The organism is Streptomyces sp. A012304, from assembly GCF_026008495.1.
Taxonomy (GTDB): Bacteria; Actinomycetota; Actinomycetes; order Streptomycetales; family Streptomycetaceae; genus Streptomyces.
On the sequence record NZ_BQUN01000139.1, the window covers coordinates 1 to 15,176 of the forward strand.

Below are 15,176 nucleotides of genomic sequence, written 5' to 3' on the forward strand. Positions count from 1 at the left end.
CCACCAACCCCTGCCCAGCAGGACCACACCAAGATCAAGACAGACCTAACGGAGTCCTACTAGCACCTTCGTGTTCGACGGCGGGCGGCTCACCGACGAGCAGCTCGCGAGCATCGTCCTCGCCCCCGAGGAACACGACGAGCTACGGGCAATGCCCCTGGAGCAGTGGCAAGCACTGATGCCGGTGAAGGACTTCGACCGGGTGACGGCCGTCATGGAGGCCCGCCGGAGCGGGGTGGCGGCCTACATCGGCACCTGGGACTGGGCCACCGGACCGGACGGTCCTCTCACGCACGCCGAGGAGGCGACACAGTGAGCACGGCAGCACCGGGCCGGGACGGCCGCTTCCTGCCCGCCGCGTACTGGGAGCCGCTCTGGGCAGGCGGCCGCCGCTACCGGCAGGTGTGCACGGCCGAGAAACAGCTGATGGCCGAGCACCTGGCTCCCGGCAAGGGCCGCCTTGCCCTCGACATCGGCACGGGACGGCCTGCCGAGCCGATCGAGGTCGCGGCGCTGGCCCTGCGCCCCGTAGGCGACCGGTTGGTGGAGGTCGGCCGGTTCGAGGACCTGATGCGGCCGCCCGCCGACGTTCCCGTGACCGCGCGGGACGTCCAGCTCAAGGGCATTACCCAGCAGATGATCTCCACGGCACGTCCGGCCGCCGAAGTGCTGGCGCGGCTCGACGCCCGCCTGACCGCGCCGCCGTACCGGCTGGTCGCCCACCATGCCTCCACGGAGGCCGGGATCATCGGCCGACAGGCCGAGCACTGTCCTGTACTCGCGGGCACGCCACTGCTGGACACGCTGCGTCTGGCCAAGGCCGTGGTGCCCGGGCTCGGCTCCTACGGGCTGGATGGCCTGCTCGGCTACTACGGCATCCCCAAGCCAGCCGGACGGCACCGGGCCATGCCGGATGTCGAGGTCACCACCCAGGTGCTGGCCCGGCTACTGGACGACGGATGCGCCGACGGGCGGTGGAGCACCCTGCTCGAACTGGACGCGGTAGCCGGATTGCAGCCCAACCGGCGGCCGCACGCAGCCCCCGAAGCGGAGCAACGAGCCCTGTTCTGAACCGGCGCCCCCAGCAGGAAGGACGTGATGCGGTCAGCCTCTTCAGGGCCCGATGCCCGTAGAGCCAGCCGTGACAGTCACCTGCCCAAGCCCGTCGGCTGGACGACACGGCACACGCAGCCGCGGCACCTGATGAGCTGGCGCACCTCTACCGGCTCACCGCGGCCGGGCGGCCGCCGATCATCTGACCTCCCTCCCATCCACCGCCTCGAGGAGACCTCTTCGCCATGGACCACCCGTCCCTGCCTTCGCTGCTGGGGGTGTTCGCGCACCCTGACGATGAGAGTCTTCTAGCCGGCGGTGTGCTCGCTCAGCACCACGCCGCCGGCGCCCGCACAGCGGTCGTCACCGCCACCTGGGCCCCTGACAGCCGCCGAGCGCCCGAACTCGCGGACGCCCTCGCTGCCCTGGGCGCCGGCTCCCCACGCCTGCTCGGCTACGGCGACGCCCGCAACCCCGAGGCCGCGCCCGGCCAGTCCCGGCTCGTCGACGCTCCCCTCAATGAGGCCATCGGCCGCCTCGTCGCCCACATCCGGGACTTCCGCCCCGACATCGTCGTCACCCACGATGCGGTCGGCCAGCTGACCGGCCACCCCGACCACGTACGCACCCACCAGATCACGCTGCTCGCCGCCGAAGCCGCCGGACTCGCCCACCTGCATCCCGAAGCGGGCCCGCCCTGGCAGCCGGCCGCGCTGTACGCCGCCACGCACCCCGAGTCCGGCGTCGGCCTGCTCCGCCCGCTGCTCGAAGGTGTGGGAAAGGAGGTGCTCGCGGTGCCGGACTCGTACGTGACCACCAGCGTCGATGTCACCCCGTGGGCCGACGTGAAGTGGCGGGCGATCCTCGCGCACCGCAGCGAGGTCGCCCGTGAGCGGCCCCTGCCCGGCATTCTCGCCCGCCTCCCCGAAGCAGACCGCACCCAGATCATCCAGACCGAACACTTCACCCGCCTCATCCCCGGCCCCACGAAGGACGACCCGACCCAGCTGGCCGCCTGACCCTCGCCACACCTTCACCGCCCACGAGCAAGCCCCCGCTGATCGGAGAAAGATGACCACGACTTCCGCCACCGACGAACGTCCCAGCGTGGCGATGAGCGATGAGGCGTACGGGGCGCTGCGCGCGTCGGCTGCCCTGTGGTCCGGCACATCCGTGTTGATCACCAACCGGCGCGGTCAGGCCCTGGTGCAGCACGTCAGCTACCGGGCCGCTCGCCTGCTTCCCGGCGGCGCCGTCGACAGGGCGAATCCCCCGTCCGGGGCGCCGCCCGCGAGCTGCAAGAGGAGCTCGGCGTCACGGCGACCGTCAACCAAGGGCGGGCCGTCGTCACGCCGACAGTTTCGACTCCCTGTATCCGAAGTACAAGGGCGGTCGGCCAAAGACGTTCACCCTGCCTGAGCGGCGCGGGATCAAGAAGATCGCGAAGTCCAAGCTGGCCGAGCACGACCTGCCCTTTTCGACCTGGAGTCTGACCAAGCTGGCGGACTTCCTGGTCGCCGAGGGGGTGGTCGACGACATCAGCCACGAGGGCCTGCGCGTCCTGCTCCGCGAGGAGGGCGCGTCTCCTTTCAACGCCTGAAGACCTGGAAGACCTCCCGCGACCCCGACTACGCGGCCAAGAAGGCCCGCGTCGAGCACCTCTACGCGATCGCCGACGCCGAGGTCATACCCGACAAAAACTGAACCCGAAGTCGTCTTCTGCATGGACGAGTTCGGGCCGCTCAACCTGATGCCCCACCCCGGGCGACAGTGGGCCGAACGCTCCGGCAAGCATAAGGACCACGACCGCGAACCACGCCGACGGCGCCGGGCCACCTACAACCGCTACGGCGGCGTACAACACCTGTTCGCCGCCCTGTACCTGACCAAGGACAAGCTCTACTGCCACATCAAGCCGGTCAAGAAGCGCACCCAGTTCCTGGAGTTCTGCCGCTACCTGCGCAGCCTCTACCCGCCGCAGATCCGCATCGCGCTCGTCTGCGACAACTTCTCCCCGCACCTGACCACGAAGAGATGCCAGCGGGTCGGTACCTGGGCCGCGGCGAACAACGTCGAGATCGCCTACACCCCGACCAGCAGCTCCTGGCCCAACCGCATCGAGGCCCAGTTCACCGCGCTGCGCTACTTCACCCTCGACGGCACCGACCACGCCAGCCACAAGGAGCAGGGCAGCATGATCCGCCGCAGCAAGGCCGCCCGGAACGGCCGCGGCATCATCTGGGAACTGCCCGGCTTCCGCACCGTCGACGCCCTCGCCTCAGCCATCCTGACCGCGGCAGCACCAAAGCGGTTGGCCGTCTACGACCAACGCGTCCAACACGCCCTCGACACCCTCGGCCTCCCCCTCACCCCCGCACCGGGACGCTACGGCCGCTACATCCAGCTCCTCGACGACCTCCTCCACCACGGCGGAGCACACGCCAACGGCTGGACCGCACGCGACATCGACACCGCCCTGTACTGGACCGGCCGACCCACCCCCACGACAAGCCGCTGACCAGCACAAACCCGCACCAGCCCTTTAGACGCCGGACACCATCACCAACACCACACCACCGTTATCAACGAACCCCCAACAACCACAGACCAGAAGCCTGGCCAGCACCGCCCGAAGCCCCCGGAAGCGCCTGTCCCTCTTCTCAGAAAACCTCCAACACCCCAGCTCACACTCCACCCACCACCAACTACGAACCCCGGAATCACACCACCGCCGTCCCGGCGCCCCGTTCCGGGCCGCCGGCATTGGTGCTGGTCAGTGCCTGCTCCAGCATTCCGGCGTCCCGTGGTGACCGCGGTGTGTGGTGGGCGGGACGGACCGCGCAGCACACTGCGGTCACGCCGGCAGAAAGCTGGAGGACCCGCTTCCGCGGCACGGAGCGGAAGCAGCAGGAAAGGGGGATACGGGTGTGATCAACGGTGACGGGTCCTTACTGGGCGGACGGCTGGCGGCCGCACGGGACCGGGCCTTCACAGGCCGGGCTGCGGAGCTGGAGCTGTTCCGCACGGCCCTGGCGGGCGGCCCCCACGCACCGGCTGTGCTGTTCCTGCACGGCCCCGGCGGCATCGGCAAATCGATGCTGCTGTCCCGGTACGCGAAGGAGGCGCGGGACGCCGGCCGTACGGTCATCGAGGTCGACGGACGGACGATGTCTGCCACACCCGACGGCTTCGAGGAGGCGGTACGACAGGGACCGGCCGTTCCCGAAGCGGCCGGAACGCCCGGAGCGCCCCGCGAGCCGCGGACCGCCGCCTGTGCTGGTGCGGTCCTCCTGGTCGACACCTTCGAGCGTTGCCGGCGCCTCGAGGGCTGGCTGCGGGACCGCTTCCTGCCGCGCCTTCCGCTGGGCTCCCTCGTGGTGATCGCCGGGCGTGAGGCGCCGGACCCCGCGTGGTCGGCGGACCCCGGCTGGGCGGACCTGCTGCGGGTCGTCGCGCTGGACAACCTCAGAGGGGAGGACAGCCTGGCGTATCTGCGCGCGCGGGACGTTCCCGCTCATCTCCATGACGCGCTGCTCGGCTTCACCGGGGGCCATCCGCTGGCCCTGTCCCTGGCCACCGCGGTCACCCTCGACAACGAGGCGGCACCGGCCGACTGGTCTGCGGAGCCACGGCATCCGGGGGCCGCATCCACCTGGTCCCCGAGCCGGAACGTCATCGAGACTCTGCTCGCCCGGCTGGTCGGAGAGGTGCCCACGCCGCTGCACCGCCGCGCACTGGAGATCTGCGCACACGCCTACTGCACCAGCGAGGAACTCCTGCGCGCGCTGCTCGGCGAGGACGCCGGGCCGATGTTCGCCTGGCTGCGCGGGCTGCCGTTCGTCGACTCCACGGGGCTCGGCCTGTTCCCGCACGACGTGGTGCGCGAGTCCCTGCAGACGGATCTGCGCTGGCGCGATCCCGAGGGGTACGCGGAGATGCACCGGCAGCTCCGCGACCATCTCTTCGACAAGGTCAAGGCCGCGCCCGACCACGCGATACTGCGTTCCGTCGGCATGCTCCTCTCCCTCTACCGCGCCGAGCGTCATCCGTCGGGGACCCACACCTGGTGCGTCGCGGGCATGCTGCGGGACTGCCCGTACCAGACCGATGATCACGGCCAGGTGCTGCAGATGACCAAGGAGGCGGAGGGCCCGGAGTCGGCGGAGCTCGCCCGGTACTGGCTGGAGCGGCAGCCCGGGGCGTTCCGGGTCTACCGTTCCGTGGACACCGGGGAGACGGTCGCCTTCTCCGCCTGGCTGAGATTCACGCAGCCGCCCGGCGAGGACGTCGACCCGGCCGTCACGGCCGCCTGGGCACACGCCCGAAAAGCGGGACCGCTGCGCGCGGGCGAGTTCCTGTCGGTGGCACGCTTCCAGGTGTGTCCGGCCGATCACCGGCACACCTCACCGCCTGTGGACCACATGCACTGGCGGAACCTGGGCGAGATCTTCCGCGCCGACCGACTGGCCTGGTCCTTCTCGGTGACCCGGGCAGCACCGGACCACCAGGCCGAACAGCCCGGGCTCTTCGCGCTGGAGCCGCTCGAGGACACGGTGGACATCGGAGGGCACGCGTACGCCCTGTGTGCGCACGACTGGCGGGTCCAGCCGGTGACGTCCTGGCTGGAGACGCGGACACGGCTGGCGCTGTCGGGCGGCCGGTGGCCGCAGTCCGCGACAGGCGGCGGCGCCACCGGCCCGGGCCCGTCCGATGGGCTTCTCGTCCTCGAACGGTCCGCGTTCGACACGGCGGTACGGGACGCCCTGCGGGCCCTGCGCGACAGCAGGGTCCTCGGCGCCAGCCCGCTCGTCCGCACCAGGCTGGTGGCCGGGCGGCGGGAGGGACTCCGGGAGGTGCTGACGGGCGCGATCGAGGCGCTGCGCGAGGAGCGCGGCGGGGAGAAGTACCACCGGGCGGTCACCACCACCTACCTCGGTGGCGCCCCGACGCAGGAGAAGGCGGCCGAACGGCTCGGGCTGCCGTTCAGTACCTACCGCAGGCATCTGAGTGGGGGTGTCGAGCGCATCTGCGAGGCGCTGTGGGAGCGGGAACTCCACGGCTTCGCCCCGCGCTGAGCAGGGGTGGGCGGTAAGTGGGCAACAAACCGGTCTGGGAAACGAGCACCCCCCGGACGGAGGGTAGGGCGCGTTGACAGCCCCACCACTACGCCCTGAGAGGGGAATTCCGGTATGCACACCATGAGCGTCCTCAGGAAGCGCTCCACCACCCTGATCGTCGGCTCCGCCGCGCTCGCCGCGGTCCTCGCACCGACCGTCCAGGCCTCTGCCGCGCCCCGGCCCACTCCCCCGGCGGCCGCCCCCGCGCCGGTGCAGGCGCAGGCCGCCCAGGTGATCGTCATCCAGGGGTTACTGGCGCTGACGGGAGGCCTGCGCGAGGTCGTCACGAAGGCGATCGAGACCAGCCAGAACCGCAGCGGCTACGTGAAAAGCCTTCTGGAGGAGGCCTTCTACAAGGCCGACCAGCGCTACAACGTCGTCGTCATGAACGACTCCGTCAGGCACAGCTGGGACCTGAAGGGCGTCGCCTTCCACGGACTGGTCCAGGGGCACTACGGGACCTACCGGGTCATGGTCTTCGAGTCCGGGACCTTCACCAACCACGGCGACGGCGGCTACATCAACTGGGCCTACCGCGGCTGGTTCACCCGCGACGGCATGACGCTGCACTTCCGCAAGCCGTGACACCCCGCCCTCACCCCGCGATCCACGGGCCCTCGACTCACCGCCCTCGACCTGAGAGGAACCCCTTCACCATGCGTACGACCCTGCGCACGAAGACCGCCATGGCAGGCCTGGCCCTGTCCGCCCTGACCCTGCTGGGCGCCGGCTCGCTTCCCGTCCAGGCCGCCGAGCGCCCCACGCAGGACGCCCCGCTCTCCGCCCAGGCCGAGGCCAAGGCCGTCAGGGCTCAGGTCACCGTGGCGGCGGACCACATCGGCGCGGGGGCCGCCATCGCCAAGGCGATCAGCGACCTCGCCACCGACGACCGCGGGGAGTTCGTCAAGGAAGCCGTGAACAAGGCGTTCGAGCACGCCGGACGGCGCTACAACGTGGTGATCATGAACTTGAGCCAGGGGTACGAGAACCGCCTCACCGGCGTCAAGCTCTACGCCACCGTCAAGTGGGCCCGCGTCTACTACGGCCTGTGGGTCGCCGAGGCCGGGCAGTTCACCAACACCGGCGACGGCGGCTACATCAACTGGGGCTACCGCGGCTGGTTCGAGCGCCATGGCACCACCCTCACCTTCCGCCAGCCGTGACCCCGCGGCCCGGCGCCGCCCATCGGTGCCGGGTCCCCGATGCGCCACTGAAGTGGCGCACCCCTACATGCCGGCCTCGGACATCCCGTGCACCGCCGGGATCGTGCCCAGCCGGCCCTTCTGGAAGTCCTCGAAGGCCTGCATCAGCTCGTCCTTGGTGTTCATGACGAACGGGCCGTAGTGGGCCATCGGCTCCCGGATCGGCCGGCCGCCCAGCAGCACGACCTCCAGGTCCGGCGACCGGGACTCCTGCTGCTCGTCCGCGCGGACGGTCAGCGAGGAACGGCGCCGAAGACGGCCGTCTGCCCCTTGTGGACGGGACGGCGCTCATGGCCCACCGCGCCCGCCGCCCATGACCACCCGCATCACCGTTCCGGCCGAAGCCCGCGCCTCGTGGGAACTGGCCGACCGCTGGAAGGCCAAGATGGCCGAGGTCCGCGCGGGCGGGCTGGTGCTGAAGGGAAATGGGTGCGGCTCTTTTGAAGTGAAGGTCGTGGATCAGGCGGTCAGTGTGTATCCGGCCTGGTCGGGGCTGGGGTAGAGCCGCTGGTGTTCGCGCTGGGTGTGGAAGGTCCAGTAGGCGTCGAGGTCGTTGTTGGCGGTGAGGGCGCGGAGGCGGAGGACGGCTTCGGCTCCTTCGAGGCCCCAGCGGGCGCCGGTGATGTCGAGGCGGTCGCCGATGAGGTGGCGGCAGGTGCCTTCGACGGCGCCGGTGGCGATGGGCCAGCCGGCTTCGAGTGCGGTGTCGTAGTGGAGCTGGTCGAGGTGGCCGGTGAGGTAGCGGTGGCAGCCGGTGACGGCCCGGCGGCGTGAGCCGGGCAGGCGTTCACGGTCGGCCTGGGCCAGCATCTCGTCGGCGGCGCGGAGTGCTTGGCCTGCGAGGATCGTGGTGAGATGGTCGGCGGCCCATGCCTCGGCCTCGCGGCTGCCCGGGGGTGTGGAAGGCGTGTGCGGCGGCCCAGACGTACTCCGCGACGTGGATGAAGTCGAGCAGGACGTGGACGGTGATGTTGCGGCGCTCGGCTGCGGCGTGGATGGGGCCGAGCTGGTGGTGGGCGCCGTCGACGAGCTGGCCGTGCTGCACGTCGCGCATCTTCTCGGATGACGGTGGGCCCCCGCGTCAGGGCAGGAAGCGGGGGCTCGGAGACGCCGCCGACGGTGGCGCGGTCAGTCTGCCTGCGGCGCGGACTTCTCCAGGAGGAGCGGGAACAGCGCCGCAGGCAGGTCGGCTCCGCGCCCGGCCTCCACTGCGCGCTGGTAGAGCTTGCGCGCACCTTCCGTCATCGGGCCACGCAGGCCGATGTCGTGGGAGGACGTGGTGGCCAGTTCCATACAGGCGAAGAACGTGTCGATGGTCGCCTCGTCCGTGCTGTAGTCGCCCTTCTCGACGCGGTCCACCGAGTCGCGGAGTTCGCGTTCCAGGATCGCCACGGTCGGCAGCGTGTGGTTGAGCAGCCTCCGGGGCGAGACGCCGTACGCCGACGCGAACGCCAGTGCTTCCTGGAAGGCGCCTTCCGCAGCCATGTAGAAGATGAGCATGCCGAGGTCCAGGGCACAGGCGTCGCCCACGTTGTCGCCCGCGTGGTTGGTGGTGCCGCCGAGCAACAGCAGGGTCGGCTCCAACTCGTTCCAGATCTCCGCGGGCCCGGAGAAGACGACACCTCCACCCGGCTGGCCGATGTCCTTGGGGTACGCGGCGATGGTCCCGTGCAGATAGCGGCCACCACGCTCCCTGACCCACGCGTCGGTCTCGATCGCGTGGTTGGGTGTTCCCGTCGCGAGGTTGACGATCGTCCGTCCGTCGAGCCGGACGTCGTCGCCCAGGGCTGTGCGCAGCGCCGCGCTGTCGGTGAGGACCGAGATGACCACCGGGCTCGCCTGGGCGGCGGCGACCGCCGACTCCGCCACGCCGGCACCCCGCTCGCGGAGCTTCTCCGCTTTGGTGGCGGTGCGGTTCCACACCGTGACCTCCCGACCGCCTTCCACGATCGCGGACGCGACCGCCGTCCCCATCAGGCCGAGACCGAGAACACTTACGTCGGACAAGGTGTCCACCTTCCTCTTTCGTTCATTTTCGTACAGGCCCTGCGGGTCGGAGTGGCGGCTGCTCGGTGCCTACTGCCGGCCGATGCGCTCGTAGACGTCCGGGCGGGACCGGCGGTAGACCAAGGCCGTGATGACGCCCACTACGAACGTTCCATAGACCAGGGCGAACATCCCGTTTGTCAGGCTCTTGGAGCCACTGATGAGGGTGCTGAAGTTCTGCGTCGCCAGGACCAGCGACACGGCGAGACCGGTGAGAGCGAGGACGGGCGCGACCACTGACTTCCAGACGTTGGTGTCGCTCGGCCTGGTCCGCCGGAGGTAGACGGGGATCGCGACTCCGGTGACCAGCAGCAGGACGATCAGTGCGTAGCCGAAGACGCCGCTCAGGGTCGCGTACAGAAGGGTGGGGTCGGCCGCGAAGATGACGAAGGGCGCCAGGCCGAGGACCGTCGTCACGGTGGTGACCAGGGACGCGCGGTAGGGGGCGCCCTGGCGGGGGTGCACCTTGCTGAGCCCCTTGTGCAGGATTCCGTCCGCGCCGAGGTTGTAGAGATAGCGAGCCGTGATGTTGTGACTGGACAGCGCCGCGGCGAAGATGCTCGTGGTGAGCAGCACGGTGGCCAGGTCAACCACGACGCGCCCGCTGTACGCGGCGGCGCTGTCCATGAACGACTGGGTCGGGTTGGCAGCCGTGGCAGCCACCACCTTGTCGGTGCCGTACGCCTGGATCAGCAGCCACGCGCTGCCGGCGTACAGGAGCGTCACCAGGCCGATGAACAGGTACGCCGCCCTGGGCACGGTGCGATCCGGGTCGCGCACCTCGTCGCGGAAGATGGTGGTCGCCTCGAACCCGCCGAAACAGAGGATGGCGAACAGCAGCGCGATACCCGTCGACCCCGAGAGGGCCGCGTGCGGGGTGAAGGAGGAGAGGCTGAAACCCGAGGCGCCGCCCTTGGACACCACGGAGGCGTCGTAGACCAGGACGATGACGACCTCGCACACCAGCACCACGGACAGGATGCGCGCTGACACGTCGAGCTTGAAATAGCCCAGCACGCCGACGACCGCCACCAGCGCCAGGCCCCAGAGCCACCAGCTGATCGCCGGTCCGTGGTACCTGTCGTGGATGAGCGACTTGAGCACCAGACCGAAATACGCGTAGCAGGACAGGGTGATGGCGTAGTAGCACAGGAGTGCCAGGAAGGAGGAGCCCAGCCCGACGACCCGGCCCAGGCCTGCGGTGATGTAGGCGTAGAACCCACCGGGATTGGGGAGATGCCGGGCCATCGTGGTGAAGCCGGCGGCGAACAGGGCCAGGATCACGCCTGCCGCCACGAAGGCCATCGGTGCGCCGATCAGGGCCAGGATCACGCCTGCCGCCACGAAGGCCATCGGTGCGCCGATGCCGTTGCCGTAGCCGACGACGAGCGGGATGAAGCCGACGACGACCGCCATGGGTGCGTTGAAGGCCAGCACGGTGAACAGTAGGTGGAACATGCTGAGGTTGCCGCGCAACTGGGGCTCTGAAGCGACTCCCACGGACGGCACCTCCGTCTCGGTCACTGGTCTCACGGAACTCATGGGTTGTCTCCTGACGATGGCCCCTGCCCCTGGACAGGGGCTTCGGCGGTGAGGGTTGGGATCTGAGCGGGCTGCCCTTGGAGTTCGTGTCTCGGCCGGGTCCAGGATGAGATCAGTCCGGACTGGGTGAGTTGCGTGCAGCCGACCGAATTGGTCGAAAGACTAGGTCGCGTGTCCGGAAGCAGGCAAGACGGGGGGGCGGTAAATTCTTTGTTTCGCGTGACAGGGGCAAGGAAAGGAATCCTCTCCGAAGATTGCGATTAACTCCGACACGGCACGACACCCCGGAAGCAACGAGGTCCGGTGCCAACTCGGCCCGTATTGCGGTGAGGTCAGCGGCATTGACGGGACGCGCTCATCGCGACCTCGCCTGGGCTACATTCATCCACGTCAACGCGATGTGCCGATCGAGGGCACGCGGGAACGCGGTAAGTGCACCGCCCGCCGAAACGTGCGGGAAACGCAATTCAAGGAATGCCGAGTGCTTCTGCACTCGCAGGGAAGGGCCTCCCTGTACCGGGTGACCGGCACCGCCTGCCTTCGATCACCTGGGTAAGCAGCCGCCGGAGCCAATCAACTTGGTCGTGCGATCAGGAACTGTCATCCTGGGTGTCAGCCCCGAACGCGTGGACGAGGTGCCCGGCGGCGTCGTCGACCGCCTCCTTCGCCCGTGCGATGGTTCCGACCTCGGTGAAGAAAGCGTGGAAGACGCCCGGGTAGCGCTTGGCGGCGCTTCGTACGCCGTCCTCTCGTAGCCGGCGGGCGAAGTCCTCCCCGTCGTCGCGCAGCGGGTCGCACTCCGCGGTGATGATGAACGCCGGCGGGAGGCCTCGCAGGTCGCGAGCGTTCGCGGGCACGGCGAGCGGGTCGGCGCGGTCGGCCTCGTCGCGCAGGTACTGGTCCCAGAACCACAGGACGTCGTCGCTGGTGATCAATGGACCGTCGGCGTACTCGGTCCAGGACGGGCGTGGCACGCCGTACTCGGTGGGCGGGTAGGCCAGCAACTGGAAGACGATGGGCGGGCCGCCCCGGTCGCGGGCGAGCAGGCACACGGCCACGGAGAGGTTGGCGCCGGCGCTGTCGCCGCCGATCGCGATGCGGGACGAGTCTGCGCCCAGTTCGGCGGCGTGGGAGGACACCCAGGTCAGGGCGCGGAAGCAGTCGTCGAGCGGCTCGGGGAACTTGTGCTCGGGCGCGAGACGGTAGTCCACCGAGACGACGACACAGCCCGCCGCCGTCGACAGTGTGCGGCACAGGGCGTCCACGCCGTCCAGACCACCCACCGTCCAGCCGCCTCCGTGGAGGTATACCAGGACCGGCAGTCCGGCCTCGGGGCCGGGCCGGTACACCCTGACCGGGATCTCGGCTTCCGCGCCGGGGACGGTCCGGTCGTACACCTCGTGGATGACCGGAGGCGGAAGGTCGGAGGCGCGTGCGCGGACCCACTCTCGTGCACCCGCAACGCCCAGCCGGTGCAGCGGTCGCGGAAGCAGCTCCTTGAGCAGGTCGGCCGACGCCTGCGCGTCGGGATCGAGTTTCACGGTGCCTCCGGGACGGTGCGCGACGTGCAGGGCTCAGGGGTCACCGGACAGTGACAGGACATTCCGCCGTTGACGGCGAGGGTGGTGCCGGTGATGTACGCCGAGGCCGGGCCGGCGAGGAGGACGACTGCCGGCCCCCGAAGAGGTTTTCGTCGAGTGTCCCGATATGCCGGACGGTCTTCGTCCGCGGATTGTCGGCGTCGACGAGGAACATGGTGGCGCCCCCGCGTTCGCCGGGTTCACCCGAGGTCCGTGCCATGACGATCGTGAAGCCCGCTCCGTCGGCACCGGTGATGAACCACTTGCGGCCGTCGATGCGCCGGCCGCCCGGAACCCGTTCGGCGCGCGTGGTCAGCGCGGCCGGGTCCGATCCCGCACCGGGGGCCGGTTCGGTCATCGCGAAGCACGACCGGATCTCGCCGGTGGCGAGCGGGCGCAGATAGCGCTCCTTCTGCTCGGGGGTCGCGACGGCCTCCAGCAGGTGCATGTTGCCCCCGTCGGGAGCGGCGATGTTCAGCGCCAGCGGGCCGAGCAGCGAGTAGCCCGTCTCCTCGAACACCACGGTGCGGCCCCGCATGTCCAGTCCGTGACCGCCGTACTCGGCCGCGACATCGGGGGCGAAAAACCCCGCCTCCTTCGCCGCACACTGGAGGTCCACTCGTACGGCCTCCGAGTGGACGACTCCCCTGTGCCGGTCCTCGACGGGGAGCACGGTCTCCCGGATGAAGCGGGCGCCGGGGTCGGCGAGCTCCGCCACGACCGGGCCGGGGAAGAGATCGACAGTCATGAGTACTCCTGTCGGCTAATGAGGGTTAGCCGACTGTAAGGCGGCACAGACCGGATGACAAGGGCCAGGCATTCGATCCGATGAAGCTCCTGCTACTTTTGGCTAGCCGGTCTGCACTGGCATGGGAGTACAAAACCGAGGGGTGAGCGGGGATGACCGTGTCGGGATCGCGGGCCGAGGGCATCCGCGCCGCAGCGCTGGACCTGTTCACCAGGCTCGGCTACGGGGCGACCACGATGGCCGACATCGGCGCGGCGGTGGGGATCCGCGGACCGAGCCTGTACAAGCACGTCGCGTCCAAGCAGGATCTGCTCGTGCAGATCATGACGGACACCATGGACAACCTGCTGGCGCTGCACCGGGTGGCCGTCGACAGCAGCAGTGATCCCACCGAGCGGCTGCGGCGCGCCACCGAGGCCCACGTGCGCTACCACGCCCGCCATCGGCAGGAGGCGTTCGTCGGCAATCGCGAGATCCGCAGCCTGGCCGAGCCCCACCGTACGAAGATCCTGACCCGCCGCGCGGAGTACGCGGCGGGATTCCGCGACCTGGTGACGGAGGGTGTTGCGGCGGGGTGCTTCAGTGTCGCGTCGGCCCGGCTGGCCTCGTACGCGATCCTGGATCTCGGTATGGGCGTGGCCACCTGGTTCCGGGACGACGGCGAACTGACTGAGGACACCGTGGCCTGGCAGTACGGGGAGTTCGCCCTCAGTATCGTCGGGGCGCCCCCGCGGTCGTGAGCGCGGGGGCAGCGGTCAGGGCCGCCCGGCCCGGTGTCCGTCGGCCAGCCGCTCCATCGCCTCGGTGGCCAGGTCGATGTCGACCATCAGGTGGTCGGGGTCCCGGAACGCCAGCCACTGGTAGACCAGCCCGTCACTCACGGCGGCGATCATGCGGGCCAGTGGCTCCACGAGCTTCGCCTCGTCACCGTCGCGCATCCCCTTGTTGAGGGTCTTGATCATCACTTCGAGATGGATCTGGTAGGCCTTGGAGGCAAGTTCCCCCTCCTGGCGCAGGACCCAGAAGAACAGCTCCGCCTGGGCGTGCGCATGCTTCTCGGCAGACTGGTAGTAGCCCATGAGCTGCCGGAGCAGGCTGGCCGCGGTGCGGCCCAGGCCGGCTCGTTCGCGTACCTGCCAGATGGTGTTCTCCAGCGTGGCGATCTGCTGCTCGTAGATCGCGAAGAAGAGCTCCTCCTTGGAGCTGAAGCAGTAGTGCAGGCTCGCGAGAGGCGCGCCGGCCTGCGCCGCGATCCGGCGGGTGGTGGCACCGTCCACCCCGAATTCCGCGATCACGTCGACGGCCGCCTGGATGAAGACCTCGCGGCGCTGGGTGGCTCGGAGTCGCGCCATGGCAGAACCCTATCTACGTGTACGGAGGTGAGTGTCGCCTGTCAGGGTATCGTGACTAAGTCGCATGTCCATGACGCGCGACTGGCCAGAAGCAGTGCATTGCCGGGGCGCATGGCCCGGCTTCACCAACCGTTCGGACCGACTCGGACCGTTGACCAGGTTTCGGTACTCCCGGCGTTGAGCCCCTGCCCATCACGGCGACGCGAGGTCACCGTGACTCCAGCCTCATACACTCCGTTGACACCGTCGGCCTTCCTGGAGGGGACCGCCCGCGTGTGACCGAAGGGTGCGATGATCCGCGGGCGCCGGGGGGTCATACGCGGCGTTCGCCACCGAGGGGACACGGGTCGCCCGGGGTGTCGCGGGCCGTCGGCGTGGGTGGCGGCGACCGGGCCGCTTGTCCGATGGGCACGGATCAGGGGCGTCACGCGCTTGGACGGAGCCGCCGATCGCGATCTGCTGGTTGAGACGACCGCCGAGGACGAGACCGCGAAGGTCTGTCCCTTCCAGCGGCTGGACGCGATCGCCCACTCGCC

At 69.7% G+C, this 15,176-nt stretch carries 13 protein-coding genes and 3 pseudogenes; 9 read left to right on the forward strand and 7 right to left on the reverse strand.

Annotated features, from left to right (window positions below):
* Positions 1-70 precede the first annotated feature (70 nt).
* The 7 genes and pseudogenes from ALMP_RS34400 (at position 71) to ALMP_RS34430 (ending at position 7,333) form a co-directional block, all read left to right on the forward strand.
* A complete protein-coding gene (locus ALMP_RS34400) occupies positions 71-316 on the forward strand; it encodes a hypothetical protein (RefSeq protein ID WP_264935682.1) in 246 nt (81 codons plus the stop codon).
* Positions 313-1,071: a PolC-type DNA polymerase III gene (locus ALMP_RS34405; protein WP_264935683.1), complete on the forward strand. Its 759-nt coding sequence runs from the start codon at positions 313-315 to the stop codon at positions 1,069-1,071. The genes ALMP_RS34400 and ALMP_RS34405 overlap by 4 nt, the downstream gene beginning before the upstream one ends.
* A 227-nt stretch (positions 1,072-1,298) precedes the next feature.
* The gene (locus tag ALMP_RS34410) at positions 1,299-2,072 is read left to right on the forward strand and encodes a PIG-L deacetylase family protein (RefSeq protein WP_264935684.1); all 774 of its coding nucleotides are present in this window, start codon (positions 1,299-1,301) and stop codon (positions 2,070-2,072) included.
* A 329-nt stretch (positions 2,073-2,401) separates the two neighbouring features.
* Positions 2,402-3,277: pseudogene (locus ALMP_RS44235) on the forward strand (IS630 family transposase); the annotation flags it as partial.
* A 703-nt stretch (positions 3,278-3,980) separates the two neighbouring features.
* A complete protein-coding gene (locus ALMP_RS34420; RefSeq protein WP_264935686.1) occupies positions 3,981-6,128 on the forward strand; it encodes an AAA family ATPase in 2,148 nt (715 codons plus the stop codon).
* Between the two features lie 123 nt (positions 6,129-6,251).
* Entirely contained in the window at positions 6,252-6,755 is a 504-nt protein-coding gene (locus ALMP_RS34425; RefSeq protein WP_264935687.1) for a stress protein, read from the forward strand.
* Positions 6,756-6,826: 71 nt separating this feature from the next.
* On the forward strand, positions 6,827-7,333 hold the full coding sequence (locus ALMP_RS34430; protein WP_264935688.1) for a hypothetical protein: 507 nt from the start codon (positions 6,827-6,829) through the stop codon (positions 7,331-7,333).
* Between the two features lie 63 nt (positions 7,334-7,396).
* Here the strand turns inward: ALMP_RS34430 and ALMP_RS34435 are convergent.
* A pseudogene (locus tag ALMP_RS34435) lies at positions 7,397-7,677 on the reverse strand (pirin-like C-terminal cupin domain-containing protein); the annotation flags it as partial.
* 8 nt (positions 7,678-7,685) lie between these two features.
* On the opposite strand from ALMP_RS34435, the gene ALMP_RS34440 reads away from it, so the two are divergent.
* Positions 7,686-7,874, forward strand: a complete 189-nt coding sequence (locus tag ALMP_RS34440) for a hypothetical protein (protein ID WP_264935689.1) — start codon at positions 7,686-7,688, stop codon at positions 7,872-7,874.
* Here ALMP_RS34440 and ALMP_RS34445 read toward each other — a convergent pair.
* The 5 genes and pseudogenes from ALMP_RS34445 to ALMP_RS34465 form a co-directional block, all read right to left on the reverse strand.
* Positions 7,832-8,423, reverse strand: a pseudogene (locus ALMP_RS34445) (ISKra4 family transposase); the annotation flags it as partial. The gene ALMP_RS34440 and the pseudogene ALMP_RS34445 sit on opposite strands and share 43 nt — an antisense overlap.
* Before the next feature lie 77 nt (positions 8,424-8,500).
* Complete coding sequence (locus ALMP_RS34450) at positions 8,501-9,379, reverse strand: NAD(P)-dependent oxidoreductase (protein WP_375803571.1); 879 nt, start codon at positions 9,377-9,379, stop codon at positions 8,501-8,503.
* 69 nt (positions 9,380-9,448) lie between these two features.
* Positions 9,449-10,918: an APC family permease gene (locus ALMP_RS34455; protein WP_264935691.1), complete on the reverse strand. Its 1,470-nt coding sequence runs from the start codon at positions 10,916-10,918 to the stop codon at positions 9,449-9,451.
* A gap of 632 nt (positions 10,919-11,550) precedes the next feature.
* On the reverse strand, positions 11,551-12,501 hold the full coding sequence (locus ALMP_RS34460) for an alpha/beta hydrolase (protein ID WP_264935692.1): 951 nt from the start codon (positions 12,499-12,501) through the stop codon (positions 11,551-11,553).
* 40 nt (positions 12,502-12,541) lie between these two features.
* Positions 12,542-13,288 carry an acyl-CoA dehydrogenase family protein gene (locus tag ALMP_RS34465; protein ID WP_309299573.1) on the reverse strand — a complete coding sequence of 249 codons (747 nt, stop codon included), beginning with the start codon at positions 13,286-13,288 and terminating at the stop codon, positions 12,542-12,544.
* Positions 13,289-13,440: 152 nt separating this feature from the next.
* Here ALMP_RS34465 and ALMP_RS34470 point away from each other — a divergent pair, with 152 nt between their 5' ends.
* The gene (locus ALMP_RS34470; protein ID WP_264935693.1) at positions 13,441-14,028 is read left to right on the forward strand and encodes a TetR/AcrR family transcriptional regulator; all 588 of its coding nucleotides are present in this window, start codon (positions 13,441-13,443) and stop codon (positions 14,026-14,028) included.
* 15 nt (positions 14,029-14,043) lie between these two features.
* On the opposite strand, the gene ALMP_RS34475 is transcribed toward ALMP_RS34470, so the two are convergent.
* Complete coding sequence (locus ALMP_RS34475; RefSeq protein ID WP_189943831.1) at positions 14,044-14,640, reverse strand: TetR/AcrR family transcriptional regulator; 597 nt, start codon at positions 14,638-14,640, stop codon at positions 14,044-14,046.
* Between the last annotated feature and the right edge of the window lie 536 nt (positions 14,641-15,176).